This window comes from Candidatus Zixiibacteriota bacterium (assembly GCA_040753875.1).
Classification (GTDB): Bacteria; Zixibacteria; MSB-5A5; order GN15; family FEB-12; genus DATKJY01.
The window spans coordinates 1-26,126 of sequence record JBFMDV010000015.1 but is presented as its reverse complement, the minus strand read 5'-3'; the positions used below and the strand labels follow the sequence as shown (position 1 = coordinate 26,126).

Below are 26,126 nucleotides of genomic sequence, written 5' to 3'. Positions count from 1 at the left end.
GTCAGAACGGTGCGGGCACAGTGACCACAACCTGGCGGGTGGTCGAACCGGGGTCAAGTTGAACTCGAAGGCGATTGGACGATTCCATGGAGCCGGATTCCTCGAACCCCCGTTTGGAACGAATGAGAATCTGGAACACATCGATGACAGAAACGAGGCGATTGACAATCATGGCGCCGATCATGAAATCGGACCGGCGGTACGCCTCGCGACTGCGGTTTTTTATCGCGCGATACGCCGCCTGATCCTCAAGATTCTGCCAACGCCAGTGGTTCTCCGGCGAATCGAACAAGTACGGCCGGTCCGGATCCGCTACTCGGCCGAATGAATTGTACTCGTCAATATCGGTATAGAAACCGACCATATCCTGGAAGAAATCGGACTTGCCGTCGAGCTGTGCGTTGGCCCTTTCCCGGGCAAAGCGGATGAGATCATCTTCGCGCCAATGACCGTACATCTGAAACGACACGTAGCCGATCCAGGACAGAGCCTCGCCCGTGAAGAAAATCCGGGCGCGACCACGGTGGCCGAGATAATACTCTCCTGCTCCGGGAACAGCAGCCGAAAATAGAACGGCTTTCCAGCCATGCTTGCGACCGGGCACGTTGGACTTCGTCCTCGTTTCTTCCTCGAAAGGCGCGGCGGACAGCGCGAACGAAGAAGTGCTCGGTGGCCCACCCATCAGTATCTGGCTCCGAAGTGCCTCCTGGACGGGAGTGGAACGCACCAGGTTCGAACCGCTCGCAGATGCCGTCACAAGCAGCACCATGGCGGCTGGACGAAATAATCGAATGGCGTGCCTGACTCGCATGTTAGAACCTGTATGCAATCCCGACAAAAGGCGTGTCACGGCGAGCGTGGTACGATTTCAGCGACGTTCGAACGCTGATCCGCGAAAACTCTTTGGACCTCTTGCCCGCCTGGGAATTGTGGTGCTTGGCCGCAAACAACGCCTCGAACCCGGATATCATCCGGTTGGCCAGCGCTGCGATCACCATCGCCCGAGCCTGATCGTATTTGTTGTTGGCGTCGTGACGCATGGTCTCATAGGCATTCCGGCGGGCCGATGTGGGAGCAAAGACGGCGTCGGTGATCCGGAGCGGCGGATCATTATTAGGAGGCGGACCGTAATCGTCGATGGTGTTGCCGTTGTACTCGGCATCATCCCAGCCCCAGGCGAACTGGTCGTATTTGCCCGTCATTTCATAGTATTGTTGGGTCTTGGTGTTCGGCAGACGGTGGCTGATCTCCTGTTCGTCAATCAGCTCGTCGTCATTCACTCCGTACGCCCATTGCAGATACTTGTTTTCGTACGTATCGCGGCTCCAGTGCGCGTCATTGAAGGCATTAAATGCGTCCGTCATATCGTCGGCATCGCTCTGCCACTTGAAGTGAAGTACCCACGCGGCGACATCGGCGGTGAAAAACGCCGCGGCTTTGAGCTTGCTGCCGTTATAGAACTGTCCGAGTCCCGGAACTGCCGCGCTCAGCAGGAACGCCTTCGCAGGGCTCTTGTGCCCGGTTACGCGAACGTCGGCATCCGACTTGGAACCGGCCCCTCCGGCCGGCCCTTCCTGGAATTGGGACAGACTCGATGAATATCTGATGCTCATGTGCTCGGCTGTCAGGATCGAGATTCCCTGGGGCGGCTCGGAAGAATTCGACGCCACGGACATGGTCGAACTCGCCAGTATTATGAACAGGCTGACACTGCATTTTGTCACAATTGACAACTCCTTCATCGTATAACCGCCACGTCGGTAAAATCAGTTTTGGCATCGCCGCCGAAATCGACCTTGATGCGGCAACGGTAGACACCCGGGGTAACGTTACTGCAATCCCAGGGCTGCTCGTTGTCGCCGGCTTGCGTCGTACCGGCCAGTGATGCAACCTCCCTGCCGGAAAGATCATACACGGTCAAGGTGACTTTCTGAGCCGGACCGCCAAGAAAATATCTAAAAAACGTGCGGCCATCGGTTGCGGGATTGGGATAGTTATAAAACTGCTCGGCAACGTAATTGTCCGGCCAACTTTGCGGCGCGCCAAGGCGCGCAGACTTCAACTCGTATGAGCCCTCTGGATCGACCCCTCCCATGGGCCAGAAATTATGAACGCTGTCGGCATCGACATCCCACAAGTAGAACCAGCCATCGGCGCCCAGAAAGCCGAGCTTGCCGCCGGTGGAATCACGCAGAATCACCGGTGAACCTGCCCCCTTCTCCCCTGCTGAAAGCGGAAAACCGGATGTCAGCAGATAGCGGGACGAAGGAATGGCGGCGTCCGATTTGCCAAACGAATACAGATTGCCGACATCGGTCGGAAACACCGTCTCAGGCGCAACACCGCGATCGATATCAGCACTGACAGGAGATGCTATGATGTCGGTAGACGGGTAGCGATCATCGACCGCGATTGGGAAATTGGATTTGAGGATTAGATCATGGCCAAAGGCATATATGGTGTTGGGACCAACGATTACAATATCCGGCAGGCCATCGAGATCGACATCGCTGGCTATTGGATTATCGGTGAACTGGTCACCGGTAGCAACGCTCCTGACAACCCCGAACGAGGGAGTCGCACCGGAGGTATCCAACGGCACCGCCGCAAAACGGCCATCGGTACTGGCCACAATAATATCCGCGTTGTTATCTCGGCCCAAGTCCACGCTGATCGGGCCGAGCGTGTAGTAGCTACCAAGCGAGACAGAGTCTATCGCATCGCCATAGACATACAGCTTGGATTCGGTTGAGGTTCCTGCAAATACGAGCAGATTCTCTCCTGCGCGACACAGTCCATGAAATTCAGGCTGGTGAATCGTGTCAATCGGAATGAGCGGCGCCGCCAGATTGTCCAGCCGGTACAGCAGTCCCGTGCAGGAACCGGATGAACCACAGGATGTGTCAACGGTGAGTATCCAGAGTCGCTCACCAAAGCTGAGCGCGACAGGAAAGCCGAACGTCACCAGAGTATCAAGCGCCAGGTCCGCCATACCGTCAAAGTCGTTGTCGGTCGGCGTCAGCACCAAAACGCGCCCGCCGGTAAGGCCGAGACCATAACCAAAAGCCACGAACTTCGACGCAATACCGGCGCCGAAATCACCGGTGACAGGACTGGCGGTGATAGTGGCAGGAGCCAGAAAATACAACGGGACCGCATATGGGACACCGGGGCTGGTGGATGATCTGGCGGTGTCTTCAAAAATCGGACAGGCCAGACAACCGGTCGTTTTGCGGAGGAAGTTCTCGCCGCCAGTTGTAATAGCCGACAACATACGGCCGGACGCAACGACAACTTCATCAGTGCCGTCACCGTCAAGGTCATCGGCGACCAGGTTGAGTCCATACACGGGATAGCCGGCCCGCACCGGAAAGCCGTTCACCAGACCTCTGGTCTCGACGTCAAAGCGCATCACGCTGTCCAGGAAGATCGGGGTCCGCTGACCCGGAAGTGTTATCGTGTCCCGCCTGATGTCGGTGACATAGACGTGCGTGTTATTGCCGCTGTTGTCGATCGATTGCGGGTTCGTGTTCGGCGTGAACGCGGTGTTACGGTCATCGCGATACATATCCTCAGGCCGGCCGTAGCCGGACCGATAATTGCCGCCGAAATTGATCACGCCATCCCCCTCGACCAGACTGATAAATCGCCGTTTGGGGTCCCACTGGAGATCGTTATCGTCGAAATTGTTGAGACCGTCGCTGTCGTAATCCAACCCGGCCACTCCCTCATCGACATGGTAGATGAGCATACCGGAGCCGGGGCAGAGAAAATCGTACTCCCCGTTGAGACGGCGGCTGGCATCGGCCGGACCGAGAATGACATTGGTGTTGGAGTCAACTCGGGCAAACGCCTGCAAACCATCGATATCCTCGATGCGGTTCTCGATGAGATAATATTCGTTCTCGGAAATGGGAACGCGTGCGATCCGTATCCCGGCTGAGGCAACCTCGGCCGCCACCAGCCGGATGTCCGAACCCTGGCGAAAATCGACCACCGGAACATATCCGAGATACGCCCGCGACCAGGCTTCCGCATAGATCGGAATGGCGCCGAATACTTTGCCGACATTAAAGCCGAAATCGATACCGGTGCCGAAGCCGTTGTTATCCATCAGCGCGAAATCACCGAGCTGCGACATGAAGTTGTACGTGCTGTACAGATCGACAAGTCCCAGCTGGTGGCCGAATTCGTGCGCCATGACGGCGTTCAAGGCGGTGGCGCGACCATCCTGACTCGATGTTTCCGGCATCATGACGGCATCGCGCACATACGTAGCGCCGTTATCCACGGAAATCGAATCGCCAAACCGGATAAATCCGGTGAACAGATCGGCACAGGTTTCGGGGAAACCGATATCGTTCTGTCGATCCGAGCCGGCGTGGAAGAGCATGATGGCGTGATACTGCGAAAAATCAATGGCGTTGTCGGTATCGGCGGTTTGGATGCAATCCACAAAGAACCGCTCTAGTCCGACAACCGGCGAATCGCACAGACCGTAGTAGTTCATCGGCTGCGGCAGTTGATAGATCACCTCGCGGCCCGAAGGGAAGATGTCCCACGAGAGAGTTACTTTCTGATCCGAGACAAACTCCCAGTACGTGCGGAGTGCCCTGAGTTGCGCATCAAAATATTCGCTGTCGTGCGGCGGCGGATCGATCCAGTGCCCCACGGCGTTGTAGTAGTCCGCCGAATCCTGTGCCGTCGCCCTGGGCTTCGACAAATCCATCGTGCCCCGGCCGGTGGTGTTGGGATCATCGGTGTTCTCGTACTGGAAATTGAAACGCAGGACAAGGATATGAATAGTGGTGTCAAAATCAGCCGCCAACGCCTGGGTCGGCAGCGACCAGGGGGATTTGCGCGGCAGATCGAAGGCCGGACGGCGAGCTGCCTCCGGCGTCAGACACTGATGCACGACCCGGTTTTCACGACCCGTTGTCTCTGCCGGGACGCGTGTTGCGGGCAGGAGCCCGTCAGCAGCGATGACTCCGGCGGCAAGCGCCGGAGCCATCAAACCCATGTATATGTTCGAAAGAGTCCAATTCTTTCGGGTCACCACTCCATCCCTTCGAAAAGACTACGGCATGACGCTGAACGACAGGCGCAGGATATTGTTCAGAGCCGCGTCCTTCTGGCTCGGGATATAGGCGAAATCGAAGCGGAACCGGTCGAATAAGTGCAACCCGGCGCCCACTGTCCAGACTTTGATCTTGCCTTCATCATCGTAAATATACCCAGCCCGTGCTGCGATCAGGTTGGCGTAAGTAAACTCGGCGCCGCTGTTGATGACAAGCTCTTTTATTTCGCGCTGGATCTTGCCGTCCAGGCCAACCAGCATCTTGTTGACTTCCGTCGTGACGATCAACCGGTTGTATTCGGACTGGATGAGCTTGTAAGAGACCCCGACGGCCAGGTTGCGCGGCAGATCGTCCGCCTGCGCGGCATCGATGTACGAGATTTTCGGTCCGATGTTGGTCACGGCCACACCCACATTCATCCGGTTGGTCGTGTGCCACAGAAGCCCGAGATCGACACCGAAACCGGTTGCCGAGCCCTTTCCCTGTTCGGCACCCGCCCCCTGGTCCGACAGTTTGGAATAAATGAGTTTGACGCCGAGCCCGGCTTTGAGCCGGTTGGTCAACGAGGTACCGTAAGCACCGGTGACGGCGAAATCAAAAGACTCAAATTCTCCAATCGGCTCCGGACTGGTCGAACCGGTGCGGACAAACTTGCCGTAGGATATGAAGGTGATGTCGCCCCCAAACGTGCCCCAGTTCTGGGTATTGATTGTGAAGACGGCGTTGGTGTAGTACAGGTCGTCCGAAAGAGTGGGCAGCCACTTGACGTACATGGTCGAGATCTCGGGACGGCCGCCTCCCTTGAGCACCATCTTCTCGCTGCCGACAAACCAGAGTTCGTTCTTGTGAGTCAGGGTGGCGGTGGATGATCCATGGCCGAGACCTCTGACGTCCGCCCGACCCCACTCCTGGCCGTCGTACTCGAGCAAGCCATCACTGCCGGCAAAGTAGAGCCGGCTGCCGTAGCTGCCGATGTTGTTCACCGGCGCGGATGTCGGATTGCGGTACAGAGTCACGGCCGTTCCTGCCTTTACCGTATCAGTGAGCCCGGAATTGAATACGTACAAGGCCGCTACATAGGCATTGGCGGTGACACTGTCGCGAGCCTGACGGTTTTCGATGAGGGCAGACAGAGACTGATCCTGTTTGAGCGTATCGGTCCTGTACCCGGGAGTAACCCACCGATTCTGCTCGAAATAGAAGACGCCATGCTCGGTCCCGAGCCAGAGCGACTTGTCTAAACCGACATAGATGGCGTTTACTTTCGATTTTAACTCAGCTACATACGGAGCCTTCAACGTGTCGCCGGCCGTGAAGGAGGTCACCGACGCTGGGGCGGCGGAATCCGGACCGGATGGCTTAGCGGGATTCATGGCGGCGAACTTTGCCAGATAGGCCGTTCGCTCCTCGGGCGTGCGGTAAATACCGAACCGATCGGCGATCGTGTCCGGGGTATCGTCGAGCACGGCAGCATATTTCTGCCAGTTCGACCAGGCCTTGCCGTCGAAATGAAACAGGTCATTGCCGACCACAGCGTAAATGTCGGCGTTGGACCGGCCGCCGATGGCGGACACGATACCGACAGGTGCATTCGCCGTGGAGTCAAACGGCTCCACTGTCAATCCGTTGAAACGGGCCGGTCCCTGGTCGGTGCCGACGAGAGTGCTATTGCCTACAGTCTGCAGGCAGGTGATGTTGTTGGACGGCAAACCGGCATCGATAGCGAGCGTCTGCCATGTCTTGCCGGTGTACTTAACCAGTCCATCAGTGGTGCCAACCAGCAGCATTTCTCCGGTCGATGAGATTGCGGTCAGCTCGCCGGTAAAAGTCGTGGCGTAAGGGAGCGTCAATTCTTCGGGGATGAAGCGAGTCTTGGCGTGCTCGCAGGCGAAGCTGATTCGGTCAATCTCGCGCTCGCTCAGCGAACTGTCCTTCATACCGGAAGCGAACAACTCCTGGGCCTGGCTTACTTCGTCCCAATTCAAGCGACACTGCCGATACGCCGTGAGCATCGAATCGATGGCCGACTGCAGTGCGGCCATGCCGCTGTAGTCGGAAGGCGCAGCGGCCAGCACTTTATCGCGCAACTCGACCAAGCTCTCGTAAGATCCCTTGTTGTTCGCGCGTGCCACTTTATCGATCATGACATTCAGCTTGTCCTGATCCGTTACATTGAAGTACTGAGAGACTATCTTCTCGGCTGTCTGGTCGGTCCGGGTTTCAAACAGCTCCCCTTCATGCCAGCGCTTGTTGTCGAAACGATACAGCCCTTTGGACGTAATCGCCCAGACGTCGTATGCCTGATAGTTGCCGCCGCCTCGGGTCTTGAGAACTGCGACACCCTTTAACGGACGGAGGTCCGAACGGATCCCCATCTCGATCCAGGTATCAGCCAGCGGATAGGCACCCAAGCCGGCCGGATTCCAGTGGACAGCCGTGGCATCATCGGCTACCGCCACGAAGGCATCTCCCATACCGGCAGCACGGGCGCTGGAGGAAATGCGAAGGAACAGCGCGGCGGCCTGCGAGATGTTGGCGAAACTCTCGGCGGCGGTTCCCAGTACGAGGAGGAAAGCTACGGAGATGAGTACGGCGAGTTTGACTCTCATGAAGTGTCTCCCGGTCATATTAGTTCACAACTACTACTTTTCCGAATGATTCGACGGTGTCACCGTCCTGCAGCGGCATGGCCGTTGCCCTATATATGTATACTCCGGTCGCGACCCGATCACCATCGGCGTCACGGCCATCCCAGTCAAAGGTTGTCTGACCGTTAGGATAATTATCGGCACCCAGGTCATAAGCCGAATAGGTCCGGATTTTCCGCCCGGAGAGCGTAAAAATGTCCAGGTCGAACTGGCGTACCGGCCGGGTCAGCTCAAAATAGAAGGTCGTCCTCTCTCTCATCGGGTTCGGTACGTTCAGTAGCTCTTGTATGGCGAGAGTTGAGGTCGAGACAACTTTGAGCGAGAATTCTGCGGTCGACGAATTATTGGCGTTATCCCAAGCTTTCAGTTTGAAGCTGTGCTCCCCCGCGGCCAGATCGGCCAGACCATAATCCAGCGATCCTGTCACGTAATCACCAATATCAAAAGAAAACAGATCCGTGACGTTCACGGCATTCTCCGGGCGATTATCGATCTCCAGCGTTATGCCGTGACCAAGTGCCCCGGACAGATTGATACCGGAGGAATCGCTTAGTGTTATCTTCAGATGCTCATCGGGAGTGACTTCGGTCCCATCAACCAGATTTGCACGTGTGCCCACAGTGTAGCGGATCGTCGGGCCGGTTGAGTCCGTGGTTGTTGCGATAGTCGATGCGACGGGCAGGGAATCAACCAGACCGGCGGCATCGATGGAATCAAGCACACCGTAGACGGTGATGCGGGCGCCGACGCCGCCATAGCCGATATCAAGCGGCGACATGAATGCAAACTGGAACTGGCCCGCTTGTATCGAGGCAGTGCCGCGGAAGATGGTCGGGCCGGTCAGCGAGTAGCTTACCTCCTGCTGAACGCTGCCGTTTGAATTCAAGAGCCGATGCACCTTCGTGCGGTCAGAATCGAATACTTCGACCGATAGTTGACCGTCACGAGGCACTGTGCCGCCACCGGCATCGACAACACGCCCAGTCACAACCGTACGCCCAAGCGCCATCAGACTGTCCGGCGTTTGCGTAAACTCGACCTTCAGGCGCGGCAGGCCGAGTCGAAGGTACGGGTCGCCGAAATAGACGTAACTGCGGTCGTTTTGAATCGGATTGGGGAAGCCGCCCGCGTACTGGCGGATCAGCTTGGCGCCATACATTGCCTCCCCGATCGTGAGCGAGTCATTGTATAGAAGAAGATCGAACACCTGACGATTGAACTGCGAATTATCCGACGAAAAGACCAGCCGCATGGCGGAGATGACACCGATGGCACCGCCGGTGCTCATGCCAAGGAGATCCTCCCCCATCGCCTCGCGGGCGGGATCATCGAAAAATCCGATCGCGCAGGAGGCCGCAAACACAAGCGGCAGGTGCGTGTTGTGCAGGCGCGGCAGATCCCCGGTGCGCGTGAACACCCGCTCGTGAGCCCATACGTCGGGATTGCCGTGTCCGACATAATTCACCAGCAGAGTACCGTCGTTGATAGCCTTGACAATGGCATCGTTCACGGCCGGCTTAAAACGATTGACGAACGGATAATCCCACAGGTAGATCTTCTGCCGCGTCAGCAGTGCGGGGATATGCGCCCGCGAGAGATCCTCAGTTTGCGTCGTGTGAAACGTTTCGTTATTGAAATTGCCGAACTCATCATCCGCCACCAGGGTGATGTCGTCCCGCCAGAAGCCAAGGTCGGAAGGGGATTCGTATTGTTTGATCTTCTGCGTCATGACGCCGATCTCGGCGGCGTTCTTGACCGGCCAGCGGGCGATCATCATGTCGTAGCCGCGGTCGGCGCGAAGATAACTGGTGTCGCTGTCGAGCAGCCCATAGACGCCAAAGAAGACATAGTTGTCATCACCGTAACTGTTGCCGAGAGAGACATTCTCGATGGGATTGATATAGGACGGCATCAGGTTTGCCTGGCCGGTCCGGAGGCGATCCAGATAATCGAAATTGGCATCTCCTACCAGGAGGACCGCCGAAGGAGCGGGCGAAGGGAACGACTGATAGGCGTATTTGAGATAGTCGCGCACTGCGGTCGGGTCGGTCAATCCGAAAGAGAAATTGTCGAAGATATCTTCGAGCGCCACAGTTTTCACAGACCGTCCGCCACCGCGGCGGTAATCGACGTAGTCGGACATCGCCGCAGTCAACGATCTCGGCGCGATCACAAACAGGTCGGTCTGGCTCAGGTCGGCGTACATATCCGTCGGCGAAACACGCGTTATGGACAACGGTGCCGCCGCGGTCGAGGCTGTCGCGACGTAGAATCGGTTAACAGCAGTTAAGGCCAGTTGGGCCGAAAAGGTAAGAGTGCCGCCCACATGCGTCGCACCGGTAATTTGAATTGGCCGACGAGGGTCATCGACCAGGAAGACGAGTGGTATCGCTGAGAAATTATCCTGAATGGCTAGGTTTCCAGTGCCATCGTACCCAAGCATGGCAAAGTCAAGTCGGTCATTTTGCGGCTCGAGGCGACTACGGTATGACATTTCAAGGAAATTGAAGTATGGCTTATATGTGCTCGAATTAGGCGAGAGATTAACAGATATGCTGTTGAGCCCGTCGACCAGCGCTTGCGATGTGAACTGACAGTTAAGGCCGTTGAGATTGAACGCCTGGGCTAATGTCGAGTTAACCCGCAGCGACATATACGGCGAACCGGTACGCCCATCCAACGTGATAAGCGCCGTGTCTCCCACCTGTATACCGGTACCATCGACAAAGAAACTGAGCCGGGTGCTGTCGGTCCAGTACCATAGATAGTAGTTGTTGATATGTCCGTCCCCGTCCACCAGGAGGAGGTTATCCTGCTCGACATGCTGATATCGGCGATAATTGCTGTAGGTAGGGTCGCCGCCTGTGGTCGGAGTCCCGTCTATGCTGCCCATGCGGATCGATGCGCCAGTGAAGCTGCCCGATGTCGCCAGCCAATAGACGTTTTTGGAATCGTAGGGGTTGTTGTTCCAGCGAGGCAGACTATCCGCGTAGTACAGCCAACGATTAGCGCCCTCGGCAAAGAAAGTGATCTGATCGCCTATTCCGAACAGACCGTCGCCGCCGTCGTCGACCGTGATGGCTATTTCATCGAACGTTGGTCGAGGCCGTTCATTGCGCATTTCAACCGGCAGACCGCCACCGTTAAACAGGCGGATGGAATCGGACCTAAGGTTCGCAAGCGACAGGCCGGCGGACTGTAGTTGACTCCCAGTGATCCGGCACAGACCGGTCTGGTTGACGATCAACTTGTACCAGGTACCTGTAGCGGTAAAAGGACCTGCCGAGGGAGCCAGTTTGGCCGCATCACGCTCGGGCACAGGCCAGTTCCGAAACTGGTCATAATTGATAAGGACCGATTTGAAGATCCGGTCGAACTGCGGGTCAACCTGAGGCACTCCTTCGGGAAGTGCTCCGGGTCGTTCAAATGCAAGGTCGACTGCAACTTCCCGATATACGGCATCGCCGTACATCGGTGCGATCCGGACCGTGACAATTTGTCTGCCGCGCACGGTCAGTGGCGGGAGCAACGAGACCAGCGGCTCAAGGTTGCTAAGGCGAGTTGCCCCACTCGACATCGAAACGGCCACCGGTTCGAGCATGCGCCCCTCAGCTCGCAGTATGCGCACGCTCGAACCGAATGGAATGCCAATCTGAATTATGCGGATATAGGTCGTCGACGAATCGGTGTTCTGCGCTCGGACCAGACCGCCGAGGTCAGTTGAGTTGTGAACGACAAAACTAATGCTTTGATCGCTGGAGTTCTCCACACGAACATTCTGTGGCGCGGCCGCGACGACAAGCGGCAAGGCGAGAAGCGCGAAGGCAGTAATGCCCGCAACTCTGGCCCGTCTACCTGTGGCTGATTGAAGGGATTTGTCGCCCCGAGGAACGGATATACTTATAGCGCCTACGAAACGTAGTTTCAACTAACGGTCACTTGCCTTTTGTGTCGGTTCAAACAATCGTTAGCGGTAATGCTATAAGCGGGTCTCCTCTTGGTATAAACCGTGAAAGTATATATGGTTCCAGCGGTTTTGTCAAGGGCGGCTCACAACCGCCCGGGGCTTTCTTCTGCAACTATCCGGCCAAAAAATCGGAAGGTCCGGCCCGAATCATCGTAACTTAATGGACCCTATCCTCTTAGGCGAGTATGTATCCGATAGCTGCCCCTACTACCGACATCAAACTGTGCTTCGAGCGCTCAGAAAGGCTGAAAAGGATTTCACTTTGATGAGGTTGGAGTTATGACTTGGCTGGTCAGCGTCGACTGAGGGCACGTTCGAGGTCAAAGCTGTACCGCTGCAGTTCCCCCCTGACTTCGGTTTGGCGCTGCAAGTACTCCTGCACCGTCCCTTTCGGGAAAAACACCGCACTGTAAACCCGATAATACTGGTCGCGAAGCTGCTGAATCGGGTCCAGAATCGTAGCTCCGAACACATTGGTCAGCTTGATCTGGTCCACACCGTACTCGACAATATCATCGTAGGCCTCCAACTGGGGACGCTGGGTCAGGATCCAACGGTCCACTGTCGACTGCATTTCGGTATCGGCAATCGCTGCCCTTCGCCCCTCGTTGCCTTTGCGCCACTCATCGGCAACCGTTGAGCCGTAGCGCAGATATGACTCGGCGGTGGAATCGACGAACATGCGCCAGAGAATGACTTTGTCCTCCGGAGTAGCTGACTGGAACCGCGTGAACCACTCCGCCCGAATCTCTTTGCCGCGGACGCTGGCGGCATCGAGCGCCTCCTCGGTCGTTGGCGGTCCGGTCTGCACTTTGATACAGGCTGTAAAGAGCAGAGGTGTGCTCAGTAGTCCCGCCAATACGAACGCTCTCAGGTTCAAACGCATACCGCTTTCGACCATTACACGTTGGCATGCACCGGCGACACTGCAGCCAGTTCGCACGTGAAATGGCGAAGGAACTGGCTCTCTTTGGTAATCCGGTAGCCGGGGATACTCTCCTTCTTTGACGCTATCTTCTCGGCTACTTCAGCAACATAGTCAATGTGAGAGTTCGTGAAGACCCGCCGCGGAAGCGCCATTCTGACGAGTTCCCGTGGTGCATAGATCGGTTTGCCGGTAACTGGGTCGACCCCGCCGAACATGAGCGAACCAATCTCGACCGCCCGGACCGCGCCTTCGACATAGAACGCAACGGCCAACCCCTGCCCGGGGAACTGTGACGAAGGAATATGCGGCAGAAAGCGGCCGGCATCAACAAACACCGCGTGGCCTCCTGTCGGCTCGATAATCGGGAGGCCCGCCTCTTTTATTTTATCGCCGAAATACCGAACCTGCTCGATCCGGAAATCCAAATAGTCGAAATCCATGACTTCTTCGAGGCCGACCGCGAGAACTTCGAGGTCCCTCCCCGCCAGGCCGCCGTACGTGACATACCCTTCTATAAGAATCATTAACTCAGTAATGCGGCGATAGAGGTCTTCATCGTTGATCGCAATGAAGCCCCCAATGTTGGCCAGGCCATCTTTCTTGGCGGACATCATGACACCATCGCACTGCTCGAACATCTCAGCGGCGATTTCGCGAATCGACTTGTCGTGATAGCCGGGCTCATCGCGTTTAATGAAGTAGCAGTTTTCAGCGAACCGGGCCGCATCGTAGAAGAACGGCAGATGATAGCGGTGGCAGATTTCGGCAGTCTCATGGATATTGGCCATCGAAACCGGCTGACCGCCTGAGGAGTTGTTGGTGACGGTCATGATCACCATGGCGATAGTCTGAGAGCCATGCTCTTTAATAAACTCCTCGAGTTTGGCGGTGTCCATGTTGCCTTTGAACGGGAGCGGGTCGTTCGACCGCGATTGCGGGCATGGCAGATCGATGGGAATGCCTCCTTTATGCAGGACATTTCCCCTGGTGGTATCGAAATGCGTATTGTTCAGTACGAACTGCCCCTTCTTGAGAATCGTGCTGAAAACGAGATTCTCCGCCACTCTGCCCTGGTGGCACGGGATGATTCTCTTTTTGTGAAAGATCGATTGAACCGTTTTCTCGAAATGGCGGAACGAGATTGCGCCCGCGTATGATTCATCCCCCATCATCAGCGCCGCCCATTGCCGGTTGGACATGGCACCGGTGCCGGAATCGGTAAGCAGATCAATGTAAATATCGGCTGAGTCGATCTTGAACAGGTTGTAATGCGCGGCGCGAATCCGTTGTTCACGTTCGGCGCGGTCGAGCAGCCGGATCGGCTCGACTGATTTTATGCGGTACGGTTCCGCCGGCTGGCGACGGTTTTTCATTTTAGTCTCCCTTCGTGCGGTTGGTCCGGTCGAGCCTCTGTGCCCGACACGAACTTTCTCCTGTCCCTCACCCTACCCTCTCCCGGAGGGAGAGGGAATAGCTACCGTAACTTCATTGCCTCTCTCTTTGAAAGAGTGGGACCAGGATTTCGGGCGTTCATTGCCCTTATACAATGGAAGAGATCTCAGGTGACGGCTTTGATACGCCGCCGATGGTAGGTTAGCCCGAGGTGATTCTTTGTCGCTCGGTCGCGCCACATACGATCTATCACGCCTTCTTCAACACGAAATCGGTCTTTATATAACCGGTCAGGAGGCCACGGTTGTTCCGCACCTCCGGCTGTTCATATTTTATAAGATACTCAAAATCGTCCATATTGGCAACTATTCCCAACTGCTTCAGAACCTCGACACAGATCGCCATCAAGGCACGGGCGTTGCCGTCATGGATCTTGATGGCGATTCCGAGCGGAGGGTCGGAGAAACCGATGGCCTGAACCGCTTCGGCGCCCCCCTTGCACACTATCCGGTGCGGGAACGAGTACATCAGCACCAAGTCGGGGCGCTTGTCGCCGGAAAACATGAACGGATGCTCTTGCATGGCGTTGCGGATGCGGTCGAGCGCCTTGCGGATATCTGTGCCGCAGCCGTTTGGGTGCGCCAGCTTCCTGAATCCGAGCGCCAGGTTGTTCATGGGGAGCGAAAAGTTGGGCGCGCTGCAACCATCGATACCGACGGTCATTTTGTCTTCGGGGTACTCACAGATCTCGGCAAGAGTCTTCTTGACCAGCTTTTGGGATTTGCTTTCCGGATTCAGATACTCAGACACGTCCACGCCCATGAATCTGGCCAGCGCGAGAAAGCCGGAGTGCTTGCCGGAGCAGTTATGGCGGACCGGGTCTTTGTCTTCATCATTGCGCGGGTAAATGTTTTCCTGTTGCATGAAGATTGGAGGATGAGCGCCGCACTGAAGCATCTCCGGTTTGTTGCCGGCTTTCTGCAGATTGGACATGACCACCACGCGGTGCGCATCGGTCCCGGAGTGGGAGCCGGCCATGATGGCGAGTTGCTCATTGGAGAACTTATAGTGATCCGCCGCGCCAGTGGTGATGAGCGGCGCAAGCTGGAACGGCTTGATTGAGGACCGGGTCATGAACGGCTGGAACGGGTCGCCGAGATAATGAGTCAGCTTACCTTCGGCGTTGACAATAGCGATGGTGGCGTAATGGATCGCCTCGACGGCGTCCCCCCGGAATACGCGGGCGGCGAGCGCGGGGACGAAGGGTGTGGCTGTATTCTTGTTGTCGTTCATTCGCTTCCAAGGTAATGGATTCTGACAATAGATGGGGATAAAACTCGACCGGCAGCGTCGACGAAAGTCCTCACCCGACCGTCACCAGTCGTTCGGTTGGGTCTTGCGGCCGTCAGTCGTGATACCGTCGGACTTCGACTCCGCTCAGTGCGACGATCATACGAAGTGATCTCGTCGAAGAGCGGCCGTGTGACCCGACCGACCTTGGGGGGGGCGGCATCAGGACCGGCAGTTCACACTCGCCCTCGACACGAAAGCCTCTTGTGCAAATCGCCACTGACCGAATGGTCTCAGGCGAGCAAGAACTGCCGGAACGGACAATACCGATCATTGCGAACAGACAACATTTGACTTGCGAACGCGGATGAAATTGCTCTATTTTCATCACGGGTGGGGTGGCCGAGTGGTCACTACCAAGTAACCGTCACCGGCGCGAGTCGCGGTCGCGCATGGAAGGAGCGAACGATGCGTAAATCATTTCTCGTGATCATGGTCCTGCTTTTTGCGGCGTCGTTTTTGATCGGTGCGTTCACAGCGGACACTCAGGCGGCACCGCCCTGCCGGATTGTCTGCGACGGCCTGAACGGGTATCGCTGTTGTAAGGTCAAAGGTGTGGAGACCTGCACCTATGACCCGTCGATCGACTGCGTCGAACCCCGATAGTGATCGACCGGCCGACCGAAGGAGTCTGGTTGGTCGGATGTTGCTCGAATCGAAGCTGAAAGTCTGCCATGCGGCCCCCCACCCAAGCCGGGCGATGGCGGGCGTGTCTGAAACCCACCGCAGAGCGGTGGGCCACCCGGTCCGCTCGAAACACCGACCTACAACGACATAAGAACCTCATTCATTCGCCATACTCGCCATCAACTGCAGGCTATCAGGTGAACCACTTCTTTCTAAGGAATTCCCCGATTCGATTTATCATTTCCTTCTCGTAGTGCGAGGTGGCGCGGTCAATCTCGATTTCAACGGCACCTACAAGCTTGGAATCTGTTAGACCTTTCGCCGAGGCCGGACCGACAATGGACGTGCTCTGCATTATCCGGCCAAAAAGGTGTTCCAAATAGGCAACGGGTCGATCCTTCCATTCCGAGATGAGATGTCGGTCGACATATCTATGATTAACTCGATAGAACTCTTGCACTTCATCCGAATATTCGCTATGCACTCTCGAAAACGATGACTTACAGACATCAGAAGCTTTGGAAACGCCGCCGTACCACTCCTTTTGAAGGAACCGCCAGAGACGTTCCAGCAACTCCCTTTCCTGCGCGGAGTACGCGTTCTGAGATTCTATTTCATACGCAGCGGCAACTTCCCACCAAGTTAGACCTGATGAGGAGGAAGGCCCCACAAGAGCCGCACGCTTCACGATTTTCTCGAGTAGGAATTCGATGTACGCGATAGACCTTCCTCTCCAAGGAGGTGGTATGTGGGATTCAATGAACTCGCGGTCGTAGTCATAAAAACTCAGAGCGGTGTCTCGGCGCTCTCGGCGCGGAAGCAGGCCGCCAGAGACTTTCACTCCAAGAACGCCCAACCCGACCATACCTACATAACCCACGACTCCTCCAACTATGAATCCAAGTACTCCCCCAATTGCCCCTCCTGCAAGGGCAACTACTACTATCGCGATCCATGGAAGGCACCCACTCATAACAAAACTTCCTCGCGGCTAACAAACGCTCTCGTTTCCATTAACATGCCCAGTTCGTATGGAACAACTTTATCCAATGCGTAACGGAAGCGTGTTTACAACCCGCCTTATGCGTCGCTTTCAGAAATGTGTACTTCCCCAGACGCATGACCTAATTGACTGGAGCGCCGAGTCGGCGCCGCGCACCAGGCGCACATCCCGTACTCTGGGCATTCTACAGCATTTGTCTGTATATCCGTATTCGACGGTTCATTGTTAGGCTTACAATAGAAATAGCTAAAAACCAATATTAGAAAACCTACTATGACACCACTTACTACTGTAACCAGGAAGGATCGGATAATCTTCGCCGGGCCTGCATCAGGACTCAGAACATCGGTGTCTTGAACTTCTTGAGCAATCTTCGCGAGCAAGCAAAGCGCCTTTTCCAGAGCCTTCCCCCGTTGCTCCTTCTCCCACTGACTGCGAACAGCGAAGATCCGTTCAGCACTCGGGCTTGGCCCGTCGCCGCCTGTGAAATTTGGAGCCTGGGGCGAAAAATCTATGCCCACGAATTTGTTGGTCCACGCATGATTGTCACCAAAAACTTGCCGCAAAAATGACTCTGCATTTGTGCGCCATATCTTGAGCCCTTGCGATCCCGCACCGCCTTGTTGTAGGCGCCTTCCCTCGTTAGCAAACCGCCTTACCCTCCACGCAAACCATGTCCTTTGACACCACTTAATCATTTTCTGAACCCAGTCGAATACCCCTTCACACCCCCAGCTTCTTCAGCACCTCCGGGATATCCCGAAACGTCTTGCAGGGGTGGGCGCCGGAGGCGGCGAGCAAGTCGAGTTTTTCTTTGGCGGTGCCCATGGTGCCTTCGACAATCGCGCCGGCGTGACCCATCCGTTTGCCGGGAGGCGCGAAAATGCCGCCGATCATCGCCAGTACCGGTGTTTTCATTTTGGGGATTACACTCGTGGCGCGCTCTTCGTACACGCCGCCGATCTCGCCGCACATTACGACGGCTTTTGTCTTTTCGTCCTGCTCGAATTTCCAGAGGATTTCATCGAATGTTGAGCCGAGCACCGGGTCACCGCCAAGACCAACGCAGGTGGTTTGACCGTAGCCGGTGCGAGTCAGCGTGTCGGCGACATAGTACGTGATGGAGCCGGAGCGGGAGACCGTGCCGACACGACCGGGTGAGAACGCGATCTCCGGCATTATGCCAAGGTTGGCCTCTCCGGGGGTGATGATGCCGGCGGTGTTGCCACCGATTACGGTTGCACCGTGGCGAACTGCTTCCTCGCGGACATAGAGCATGTCGTGAATTGGAATATGCTCCGGCACGACAACAAGGAACTTGATCCCGGCGCGGATAGCTTCGATGGCGGCTTCTTTGACGGCGGGCGCGGGAAGGAATACGACGGAGACATCGGCGCCGGTTTGTTTGACACATTCGGCAACAGTATCGAACACCGGTTTGCCGGAAACAGTGGCGCCCCCTTTGCCGGGTGAGGTGCCGCCGACGATATGCGTGCCGTAGGCGATCATTCGTTCGGTGTGGAATTTGCCGGCGCCGCCGGTGATCCCCTGCACCATGACGTTACTTCTTTTGTCAACCAGGATAGCCATTAGTTGCCTCTCTCCCTCGCCGCCAGCTCGACCGCGCGTTTGGAAATCTCTTCGATGGGGGTTTCGATGCCGTGGAATTCGATTTTCTCGAACAGCTTGGGGCTTTCTTTCTTGGCCTCTTCGAAAATGCGGACTCCCTCCTGCCACATGTTGCCGGTCATACGGAGGACCATCGGTTTGGAGAGACCGTGATTCTTGAGGAAGATCACCACGCCTTTGGCGAAATCATCACAACGGGATATGCCGCCGAACCGGGCGCCGAAGATCGCTTTCACCTGCGGGTTGTCATCAAGCAGCACCAGCATTTGAGCGAGTCGCTCGGGTGTGGGGCCGCCGCCGGAATCCATAAAATTGGCCGGCTTGCCGCCGTAATAATGAATGAAGTCGTTACCCATGATGCCGAAACCGGCACCGCCGGGGAACATGCCGATATCGCCATCGAGATCCAGATACGGGATTCCCCACTCGGTGGCCTGGCTTTCGCGAGGGGTCATCTCCCCTTCTTCATGGCGTTTCTCGATCCCCATCCCCTTCAATTCGGCGTGACGGAACAGGGCATCATCATCGAGAGAGACCCGGCTGTCGGCGGCAATTAGTTTGCTGTCGGCGGTGAGTACGAGCGGATTTATCTCGACCAGCTTGGCATCGTATTTCTTGAACATGTTGTAAAGGCCGACAATAATCTCGGCGCCTGACTTGATCAACTCGGTCGGGATGCCGATCTGCTTGGCCATAGCGAGGGCATCGAAACCGTAGAAGGGTTCTTCGACCGAGAGGGATTTCTTGATGATTTTCTCCGGGTGTTTGGCGGCGGTTTCCTCGATATCGACCCCTCCTTCACCGGAAGCAATAATCACCAGCTTGTAGTTGGTGCGGTCGATCGTGACGCCGATGTAGAATTCTTTCTTGATGGCGAGTTTGGGCTCGATCAGAATCTCTTCGACGGGATATCCTTTGATTTTCAGGGCGAACAGCTCTTTGGCGAGCGTCTTGGCCTGGTCGGGTGTATCGGCCAGTTTGATGCCGCCCGCTTTGCCGCGTCCGCCGATTAGCACCTGCGATTTGAGCACCACCGGGCAGTTCAGATCATTGACGGCGATGAAAACCTCGTCGGTGGTTTTCGCCAAGCGGCTATCGGAAACGGGTATTTTGAATTTCTTGAATAGCTCTTTGCCTTCGAATTCGTATAGTCTCATGCGTTATTACCTCTTCGGCGTGCTGGAATACGTGCGCGTTTTTGTTGTCATCATAGGTTGGGACAATGTAGGGAAACCGACCCCAAAGTCAAACGGAATCGGGACGCCTATACTGTTGACGGATGGTAAGTTGCGGGAGATTTGACCGGAATGTCGAGCGGTGCGCCTATTTTGATGACGCGGTGTCTCCGGTGCTATCGCGGGTGACTGGAGTGGAAACAGAGTCTTTCAGCTGATGGAGAGATTGATATTTGAAAGAGAGGCCGCCGTTGTGGAACTCAATCTGGCGAAGCGGGTGGTTGGGGCGGCTGAGGTTTATACATTGGGACGGTGTCCCTTTGCGGGTGGGAAACAGATTCTCCGGGGACGGCAAATCGACCGGAAAGTAATCGAGCACGTTGTTTGAAACGGAGAGTTTGGTGCCGGACATCCCGGAGACGACGTTGTCGGTGCATTTCTCCCAGAAGAAGAAAATGGCGGTCTCGGTCTCGGGCATTTGCAACACATGTTCGTTCGAGACAACGAGCCTGATGATCGGTGCTTCGCGGTCGAACCCAAAGCAGATCGGCTTGGAAGCGCCCGGCATGGCGCGGGCCAGGCCGACCACATGCCAGAGCACCAACGGCCAGCCGGCTTTGTCGAAGGTGTTGATCCGTTTGGCGGAGAAGTAATCCCACTGGCAGGAGTCATAGACGATGCCCGGCAGAACCGACACGATATCGACGCTGGGGTCATTCCCGGCGATCTTGAAATCGAAACCGGCTACCGGAGTGTCGAAGCTTTCGAGGGTGATGTCGAGAGTATCATTGATTCTTCGATTGACGATATCCACACGTTCAATGCGGACAATGAAGCGGGAGGAGTCCGCTCCGGCGGCGTCTTTGGCGATAAGTTTGATATCGGTAGAGTCTGAATAGGCGGAAGTTGCCGTAAGCACATAAGCGACAACCAGCGACCATCGAAGAGATCTACAGCTCTGAACAATTATCGATTCTTCCGGTTTCATATCGCACGATCACCCACAAAAAAACCCGCCCGAAGGCGGGTTTGATTTTGCGATCGCCTTACTTCACGACCTTGAATGTATAAGGACCGCCCCAGGCCGGTCTGTCGTTGTCGGAAAATTTCCAGTATCCGCCCGGCGGGAAAAATACGGAATCGACAACCAATGTGCCCGCCTCCGGAACTACGAGGTCGAACGAAACCTGTTTGGTGGACGCTTGCGGCTGGAAACGCTGTTTCACCGCCACACCGCCGATACCCACATAGTCCGGCAGCGTGCCATCCCAGTCCCCTTTGTTCACGAGCAGGCCTTTGAGATCCCACACCGAGTTGTCGTTCCAGCCGTTGTGACCTTTGATATCGCCTGTCTCATTCACACCCATGCCCGGATCGGCCGGATGCTCGAGCGTTTTGATATCAGGTGAGCTGAGCTTGAAACCGGTCGTAAACGCCTTCCGCGGTTTGCTGTTGCTAAAGTACAGGTCAATCGACACTTTCTCTCCGACCTTGATTGTGCTGGCATCGACCGCCCCCGGCCCGGAGATCTTTACCGAAATCTCTGATCCCTTGTCGATCGGACCCAAGGTGGCCTTGCCCATACTCTCCGTGGCGCCAATCGATTTTTCCGCTCCCTTTGCGGGCGATTTGGGGGGAGTCTGGGGTTGATCGCCGGCCAATGCCATGAAGGCGATGGCGACGACGACCAGTGACGACAAAATACCCAACAAAACTCGTTTTGACATGATTGCTCTCCAGTCTCTATCGAGTGCTATCGTGAATTCTTATACACAACAGTATGCAAATGTTACCATAGGATGATTCGACCGCGTTGTCAAATACTTTATGTCTTTGCGTTTGCAGAGGGATAGCGCAGGCCAGGCGGAGTTGTTTGATAGACAGAAACATAGACCGGATAGACCAACCCATTTTTCGTTTGACTCGGTCTGTCGCACGGCCTATTTTCGAGGCTCCAATGCGAAAGGGACACCAATGAGTACTGCGGTTACGAGCCGGGCGCGCTCACTTCCCGGCATTCTCATAACATCGTCGGTCGGCAAAAAAATCCTGATGGCGGTGACCGGATTTGTGTCGTTTGGGTACGTGGTGGGACACATGGCTGGGAACCTTCAGATTTTTGTCGGCCAGGACCGTCTGAACGCCTACGCCGAGGCGCTTCACTCGCTGGGCGCGATGCTTTGGCTGATACGGCTATTCTTGCTGGCCTGCATCGTGATCCACATTTGGATGGGGATCCAGCTCAAACTGGAGAACTGGTCGGCGCGACCGGTCGGCTATCGCAAACGGGACACCGTGCAGGCATCGTTGGCTTCGCGCACGATGATCTGGACCGGTTTGTTGATCGGGACATTTGTCGTCTATCACCTCCTGCATTTCACGGTCCGAACGACCGATCCGCGCTTCGCCGATCTGGTGGATTCGCTCGGGCGGTACGATGTTTATTCGATGGTGATATTGGGATTCAGGAATCTCTATATCTCCGGGTTCTACATTGTGGCGGTTGGACTCCTCTGCTATCACCTCAGCCACGGAATCGCCAGCATGTTCCAGACAATTGGCTGGTGCAATGAGCGGGTGAAAACGCCGCTGGAGCGGATTAGCATGGCGGTGTCGACTCTGATATTCCTGGGGTATATCTCGGTACCAATCGCCGTACTCGCCGGTGTGGTGAAACTTCCGGGGGAGGTGTGAGGATATGCAATTGAACTCCAAAGTTCCGTCAGGACCGTTGGCCGAGAAATGGGATAAGCATCGTTATGAGATGAAGCTCATCAATCCGGCCAATAAACGGAAGTATGAGATAATCGTGGTGGGGAGTGGATTAGCCGGGGCATCGGCGGCGGCATCGCTGGCCGAGCTTGGCTATAACGTATCGTGTTTCTGTTTTCAGGATTCACCGCGGCGGGCACACAGTATTGCCGCGCAAGGGGGCATCAACGCGGCAAAGAACTATCCGAACGACGGCGACAGCATCTATCGGTTGTTCTACGATACGGTAAAAGGAGGAGATTTCCGGGCACGAGAAGGGAACGTGTACCGACTCGCGCAGGTGTCCAATTCCATTATCGACCAGTGCGTGGCGCAGGGGGTGCCGTTCGCGCGCGAGTACGGGGGGCTTCTGGACAATCGATCATTCGGCGGAGCACTGGTCTCGCGGACGTTTTATGCGCGCGGTCAAACCGGCCAGCAATTGCTCCTGGGAGCATATTCGGCGCTGTCTCGACAGATCGGACGCGGTCAGGTCAAAATGTACAACCGCTCGGAGATGCTGGACCTGGTGGTGGTTGACGGTCACGCCAAGGGGATTGTCGTTCGCGACATGATCAGCGGCCGGATTAGCTCGCATGCTGCGGACGCCGTTGTGCTTGGCACCGGCGGGTATAGTAACGTATTCTATCTGTCGACCAACGCGAAGGGGTGCAATGTCACGGCGATCTGGCGCGCCTACAAACGCGGCGCTCTGATGGCCAACCCTTGCTATACGCAGATCCACCCTACGTGCATTCCAGTGAGCGGCGATTACCAATCGAAATTGACTCTTATGTCCGAATCGCTTCGCAACGACGGTCGTATCTGGGTGCCGAAGACAGCAGGCGACAAGCGGCCGGCCAATCAGATACCCGAAAATGAACGGGATTACTATCTGGAGCGGAAATATCCGACCTACGGCAATCTGGCGCCCCGTGATATATCATCACGTGCTGCAAAGGATCTTTGCGACAAAGGGCACGGAGTCGGCGAGACCGGCAAAGGTGTATATCTCGACTTTTCCGACTCGATCGGGCGGCTCGGCAAGAGCACGATCGAGGAGCGATATGGAAATCTGTTCGAAATGTATGAGCGGATTACCGGTGAGAATCCATACGAGGTCCCGATGCGCATCTACCCCGCTCCGCACTACACGATGGGCGGGCTCTGGGTGGATTACAATCTGATGTCCAACATTCCGGGTCTTCATGTGATTGGCGAGGCGAATTTCTCCGACCACGGCGCGAACCGTCTGGGGGCCAGCGCGCTCATGCAGGGTTTGGCCGACGGTTATTTTATCTTGCCGTACACGATCGCCGATTATCTCGCGCAGCACGGCAAGGTGAAAGTGAAAGCGGATCATCCGGAGTTCAAGAAGGTTGAAACCGAAGTAGCTGAGCGAACGAAAAAACTCCTGTCGATCAAAGGGAAGCGCTCGGTGGATTCGATTCATCGGGAGCTCGGGCTGGCGATGTGGGAGTTTTGCGGGATGGCGCGCAATGACGCCGGCCTTCGCAAGGCACTGAAACGAATTCCGGAGATTCGCGATGAGTTTTGGAAAAACGTCACGGTGCTTGGAACTGGCGAGGAATTGAATCAGTCGTTGGAGAAGGCTGGCCGGCTGGCGGACTTTCTGGAGTTCGGCGAACTGATGTGTCTGGATGCGCTGGAACGGGCCGAGTCCTGCGGCGGGCATTTCCGCGAGGAGAGCCAAACGCCGGAAGGGGAAGCCCTCCGTGACGACGCCAATTTCTGCCATGTCTCCTGCTGGGAATACCAGGGGGAAGGGAAATCGCCTGTGATGCATAAGGAGCAACTGACGTTCGAGACCATTCAACTGGCCCAAAGGAGTTACAAATAATGAATCTGACACTGCACGTGTGGCGTCAGAAGAACGCCTCCGACAAGGGCCGTATGGAAATCTATCAGGCCCGCGATATCAATCATCATATGTCGTTCCTCGAAATGCTCGACGTGGTCAATGAAGAATTGATCGCCAAGGGGACCGACCCGATCCATTTCGATCACGACTGCCGCGAGGGAATCTGTGGCATGTGTTCGTTGGTGATTGACGGTATCCCGCACGGTCATCAGAAACAGACCACCGTCTGCCAGTTGCACATGCGCTATTTCAAAGACGGGGACCATATCTATGTCGAGCCGTGGCGCGCCAAGGCATTCCCGATTGTTAAAGACCTGGTAGTGGACCGCTCGGCGTTCGACCGGATCATGCAGGCAGGTGGATTCGTGTCGGTCAACGCCGGCGGCGCCCCGGACGGCAACGCCATCCCGATCCCCAAAGACGATGCCGAAAGCGCTATGGACGCGGCGGCCTGTATCGGCTGCGGCGCCTGCGTGGCGGCGTGCAAAAACGCCTCCGCCATGCTGTTCGTGGCGGCGAAGGTATCGCAGTTCGCTTATTTGCCGCAGGGACAAGTGGAACGGGAGCGACGGGTCCGCGCGATGGTGGCGCAGATGGATGCTGAGGGATTTGGCGGCTGCACCAATCAGTATGAGTGCGAGGCGGTTTGCCCGAAGGGGATAAGCGTTTCGATGATCGCCAAGATGAACCGCGAGTTCGGACACGCCTTGGCCAAGGGGGAAGCCAAGCGACGTGCCGGCGGCGCGGGGTGAGATTAATCTGTGTTCTTGACAAAGGCCCTTCGCAAGAGGGGCCTTTTGTTTTTTGCGGTTCATCCATAAACGGCAGACCTCCCGGTCTGCCGACTTCCGGCACACGAGGACGTGTGCCGTTCACAAGCCCAGTTCATTCCCCTCCCCCACTCTGTGGGTTAGGGTGAGGGTCCGTTATTAGTGCCTTACTAACCGGTTCAAGCTGTTCGCCCCCTCTTCCGATATAGAGATAATGAGACTTGTTTCTCTTTCCATAGTCACATCCCTCTGTCTTGCTGCTGGTCTGGCTGCGCAAGACAACGGCGTCGTTCTGGACAGCAACACAGCATATTACGAGGGAGAATCGCTTCGATATGTCTTCCCCGCTCCAAAGGGGTTCCGGATGGTCACCGACGAGGCCGCGGGAGACGGGTACTCGTTTGCTTTCGTGCCGAAAGTGGATGACTACAGCTCGGCTATGATGATGATCGGGGTGAATATCTACAAGATTCGCGGGATCGATTTTGACAGCGTGCTGGTTCAGGACACGCTCTCTATACGGAAACATTACGGTGCCGATATATTGATTCGGCCCGTGGATTCGGTTTTTGCCGGAAGCGGTGAAGCCATCACAGCCTTCTATCTGGACAGTAAGCAACGGTTCATTCCGAACGTGATGCTCTCATATTTCGACGGTAAGACTGAGCTGATCATCTTTGAACTCGTTATCGATCCAAATGCTCTTCGTCCGAAGACGGAGGAGATATATCTGGCCTGCATTCAGGATTTCCGGGCGTTGAAGAGAGGGACGCTGGGGAGGCGGTAGCGGGCCGTTTGTCTAGAACCTATCTCAAAATTGCTTTAGCAGGATGAGGGTACAGGCGAGTTGTACAAAGCCCAGGAAATTAGCGGTGTAGTATTCCCAACGCACGAGGATACGTCGCTGCCACTGGAGCCACGAAAAG

Annotated in this window: 18 protein-coding genes; 5 read left to right on the top strand and 13 right to left on the bottom strand. The window is 56.0% G+C overall.

Annotated features, from left to right (window positions below):
• Position 1 precedes the first annotated feature (1 nt).
• The 8 genes from AB1644_05840 to AB1644_05805 all read right to left on the bottom strand — a co-directional run bounded on the left by AB1644_05840 (position 2) and on the right by AB1644_05805 (position 15,306).
• Positions 2-811: a hypothetical protein gene (locus AB1644_05840; GenBank protein MEW6050567.1), complete on the bottom strand. Its 810-nt coding sequence runs from the start codon at positions 809-811 to the stop codon at positions 2-4.
• A 1-nt stretch (position 812) separates the two neighbouring features.
• The gene (locus AB1644_05835; protein ID MEW6050566.1) at positions 813-1,724 is read right to left on the bottom strand and encodes a DUF5683 domain-containing protein; all 912 of its coding nucleotides are present in this window, start codon (positions 1,722-1,724) and stop codon (positions 813-815) included.
• 14 nt (positions 1,725-1,738) lie between these two features.
• Positions 1,739-5,056: a T9SS type A sorting domain-containing protein gene (locus AB1644_05830; GenBank protein ID MEW6050565.1), complete on the bottom strand. Its 3,318-nt coding sequence runs from the start codon at positions 5,054-5,056 to the stop codon at positions 1,739-1,741.
• 21 nt (positions 5,057-5,077) lie between these two features.
• Positions 5,078-7,687: a PorV/PorQ family protein gene (locus AB1644_05825; protein ID MEW6050564.1), complete on the bottom strand. Its 2,610-nt coding sequence runs from the start codon at positions 7,685-7,687 to the stop codon at positions 5,078-5,080.
• 19 nt (positions 7,688-7,706) lie between these two features.
• Positions 7,707-11,495 (bottom strand): type IX secretion system sortase PorU, encoded by a 3,789-nt coding sequence (porU, locus tag AB1644_05820; protein MEW6050563.1) that lies wholly within the window; start codon positions 11,493-11,495, stop codon positions 7,707-7,709.
• A 490-nt stretch (positions 11,496-11,985) separates the two neighbouring features.
• On the bottom strand, positions 11,986-12,579 hold the full coding sequence (locus AB1644_05815) for a hypothetical protein (protein ID MEW6050562.1): 594 nt from the start codon (positions 12,577-12,579) through the stop codon (positions 11,986-11,988).
• A gap of 14 nt (positions 12,580-12,593) precedes the next feature.
• Complete coding sequence (locus tag AB1644_05810; protein ID MEW6050561.1) at positions 12,594-13,994, bottom strand: tryptophanase; 1,401 nt, start codon at positions 13,992-13,994, stop codon at positions 12,594-12,596.
• A gap of 268 nt (positions 13,995-14,262) precedes the next feature.
• Positions 14,263-15,306 carry an asparaginase gene (locus AB1644_05805; protein MEW6050560.1) on the bottom strand — a complete coding sequence of 348 codons (1,044 nt, stop codon included), beginning with the start codon at positions 15,304-15,306 and terminating at the stop codon, positions 14,263-14,265.
• Between the two features lie 465 nt (positions 15,307-15,771).
• On the opposite strand from AB1644_05805, the gene AB1644_05800 reads away from it, so the two are divergent.
• The gene (locus tag AB1644_05800; protein ID MEW6050559.1) at positions 15,772-15,969 is read left to right on the top strand and encodes a hypothetical protein; all 198 of its coding nucleotides are present in this window, start codon (positions 15,772-15,774) and stop codon (positions 15,967-15,969) included.
• A gap of 214 nt (positions 15,970-16,183) precedes the next feature.
• Here the strand turns inward: AB1644_05800 and AB1644_05795 are convergent, their stop codons facing one another.
• The 5 genes from AB1644_05795 to AB1644_05775 all read right to left on the bottom strand — a co-directional run bounded on the left by AB1644_05795 (position 16,184) and on the right by AB1644_05775 (position 21,524).
• Entirely contained in the window at positions 16,184-16,963 is a 780-nt protein-coding gene (locus tag AB1644_05795; GenBank protein MEW6050558.1) for a hypothetical protein, read from the bottom strand.
• A 753-nt stretch (positions 16,964-17,716) separates the two neighbouring features.
• The gene (gene sucD, locus AB1644_05790; GenBank protein ID MEW6050557.1) at positions 17,717-18,583 is read right to left on the bottom strand and encodes a succinate--CoA ligase subunit alpha; all 867 of its coding nucleotides are present in this window, start codon (positions 18,581-18,583) and stop codon (positions 17,717-17,719) included.
• The gene (locus AB1644_05785; protein ID MEW6050556.1) at positions 18,583-19,779 is read right to left on the bottom strand and encodes a succinate--CoA ligase subunit beta; all 1,197 of its coding nucleotides are present in this window, start codon (positions 19,777-19,779) and stop codon (positions 18,583-18,585) included. Before AB1644_05785 ends, sucD begins: the two co-directional genes overlap by 1 nt.
• A 166-nt stretch (positions 19,780-19,945) precedes the next feature.
• The gene (locus AB1644_05780) at positions 19,946-20,785 is read right to left on the bottom strand and encodes a hypothetical protein (protein ID MEW6050555.1); all 840 of its coding nucleotides are present in this window, start codon (positions 20,783-20,785) and stop codon (positions 19,946-19,948) included.
• Between the two features lie 58 nt (positions 20,786-20,843).
• Entirely contained in the window at positions 20,844-21,524 is a 681-nt protein-coding gene (locus tag AB1644_05775) for a hypothetical protein (GenBank protein MEW6050554.1), read from the bottom strand.
• A gap of 247 nt (positions 21,525-21,771) precedes the next feature.
• Here AB1644_05775 and AB1644_05770 point away from each other — a divergent pair, with 247 nt between their 5' ends.
• The 4 genes from AB1644_05770 (at position 21,772) to AB1644_05755 (ending at position 25,987) form a co-directional block, all read left to right on the top strand.
• A complete protein-coding gene (locus AB1644_05770; GenBank protein MEW6050553.1) occupies positions 21,772-22,491 on the top strand; it encodes a succinate dehydrogenase cytochrome b subunit in 720 nt (239 codons plus the stop codon).
• Positions 22,492-22,495: 4 nt separating this feature from the next.
• On the top strand, positions 22,496-24,409 hold the full coding sequence (locus AB1644_05765) for a fumarate reductase/succinate dehydrogenase flavoprotein subunit (GenBank protein ID MEW6050552.1): 1,914 nt from the start codon (positions 22,496-22,498) through the stop codon (positions 24,407-24,409).
• The gene (locus AB1644_05760) at positions 24,409-25,182 is read left to right on the top strand and encodes a succinate dehydrogenase/fumarate reductase iron-sulfur subunit (GenBank protein ID MEW6050551.1); all 774 of its coding nucleotides are present in this window, start codon (positions 24,409-24,411) and stop codon (positions 25,180-25,182) included. Before AB1644_05765 ends, AB1644_05760 begins: the two co-directional genes overlap by 1 nt.
• Positions 25,183-25,414: 232 nt before the next feature.
• Positions 25,415-25,987, top strand: a complete 573-nt coding sequence (locus AB1644_05755) for a hypothetical protein (protein MEW6050550.1) — start codon at positions 25,415-25,417, stop codon at positions 25,985-25,987.
• The last annotated feature ends 139 nt before the right edge of the window (positions 25,988-26,126 follow it).

Excerpts from the sequence above, each read along its gene's own strand:
- AB1644_05840 (MEW6050567.1), bottom strand. The coding sequence starts at position 811 with ATGCGAGTCAGGCACGCCATTCGATTATTTCGTCCAGCCGCCATGGTG.
- AB1644_05825 (MEW6050564.1), bottom strand. The coding sequence starts at position 7,687 with ATGAGAGTCAAACTCGCCGTACTCATCTCCGTAGCTTTCCTCCTCGTA.
- AB1644_05815 (MEW6050562.1), bottom strand. The coding sequence starts at position 12,579 with ATGCGTTTGAACCTGAGAGCGTTCGTATTGGCGGGACTACTGAGCACA.
- AB1644_05810 (MEW6050561.1), bottom strand. The coding sequence starts at position 13,994 with ATGAAAAACCGTCGCCAGCCGGCGGAACCGTACCGCATAAAATCAGTC.
- AB1644_05805 (MEW6050560.1), bottom strand. The coding sequence starts at position 15,306 with ATGAACGACAACAAGAATACAGCCACACCCTTCGTCCCCGCGCTCGCC.
- AB1644_05800 (MEW6050559.1), top strand. The coding sequence starts at position 15,772 with ATGCGTAAATCATTTCTCGTGATCATGGTCCTGCTTTTTGCGGCGTCG.
- AB1644_05795 (MEW6050558.1), bottom strand. The coding sequence starts at position 16,963 with ATGAGTGGGTGCCTTCCATGGATCGCGATAGTAGTAGTTGCCCTTGCA.
- sucD (MEW6050557.1), bottom strand. The coding sequence starts at position 18,583 with ATGGCTATCCTGGTTGACAAAAGAAGTAACGTCATGGTGCAGGGGATC.
- AB1644_05785 (MEW6050556.1), bottom strand. The coding sequence starts at position 19,779 with ATGAGACTATACGAATTCGAAGGCAAAGAGCTATTCAAGAAATTCAAA.
- AB1644_05780 (MEW6050555.1), bottom strand. The coding sequence starts at position 20,785 with ATGAAACCGGAAGAATCGATAATTGTTCAGAGCTGTAGATCTCTTCGA.
- AB1644_05775 (MEW6050554.1), bottom strand. The coding sequence starts at position 21,524 with ATGTCAAAACGAGTTTTGTTGGGTATTTTGTCGTCACTGGTCGTCGTC.
- AB1644_05770 (MEW6050553.1), top strand. The coding sequence starts at position 21,772 with ATGAGTACTGCGGTTACGAGCCGGGCGCGCTCACTTCCCGGCATTCTC.
- AB1644_05765 (MEW6050552.1), top strand. The coding sequence starts at position 22,496 with ATGCAATTGAACTCCAAAGTTCCGTCAGGACCGTTGGCCGAGAAATGG.
- AB1644_05760 (MEW6050551.1), top strand. The coding sequence starts at position 24,409 with ATGAATCTGACACTGCACGTGTGGCGTCAGAAGAACGCCTCCGACAAG.
- AB1644_05755 (MEW6050550.1), top strand. The coding sequence starts at position 25,415 with ATGAGACTTGTTTCTCTTTCCATAGTCACATCCCTCTGTCTTGCTGCT.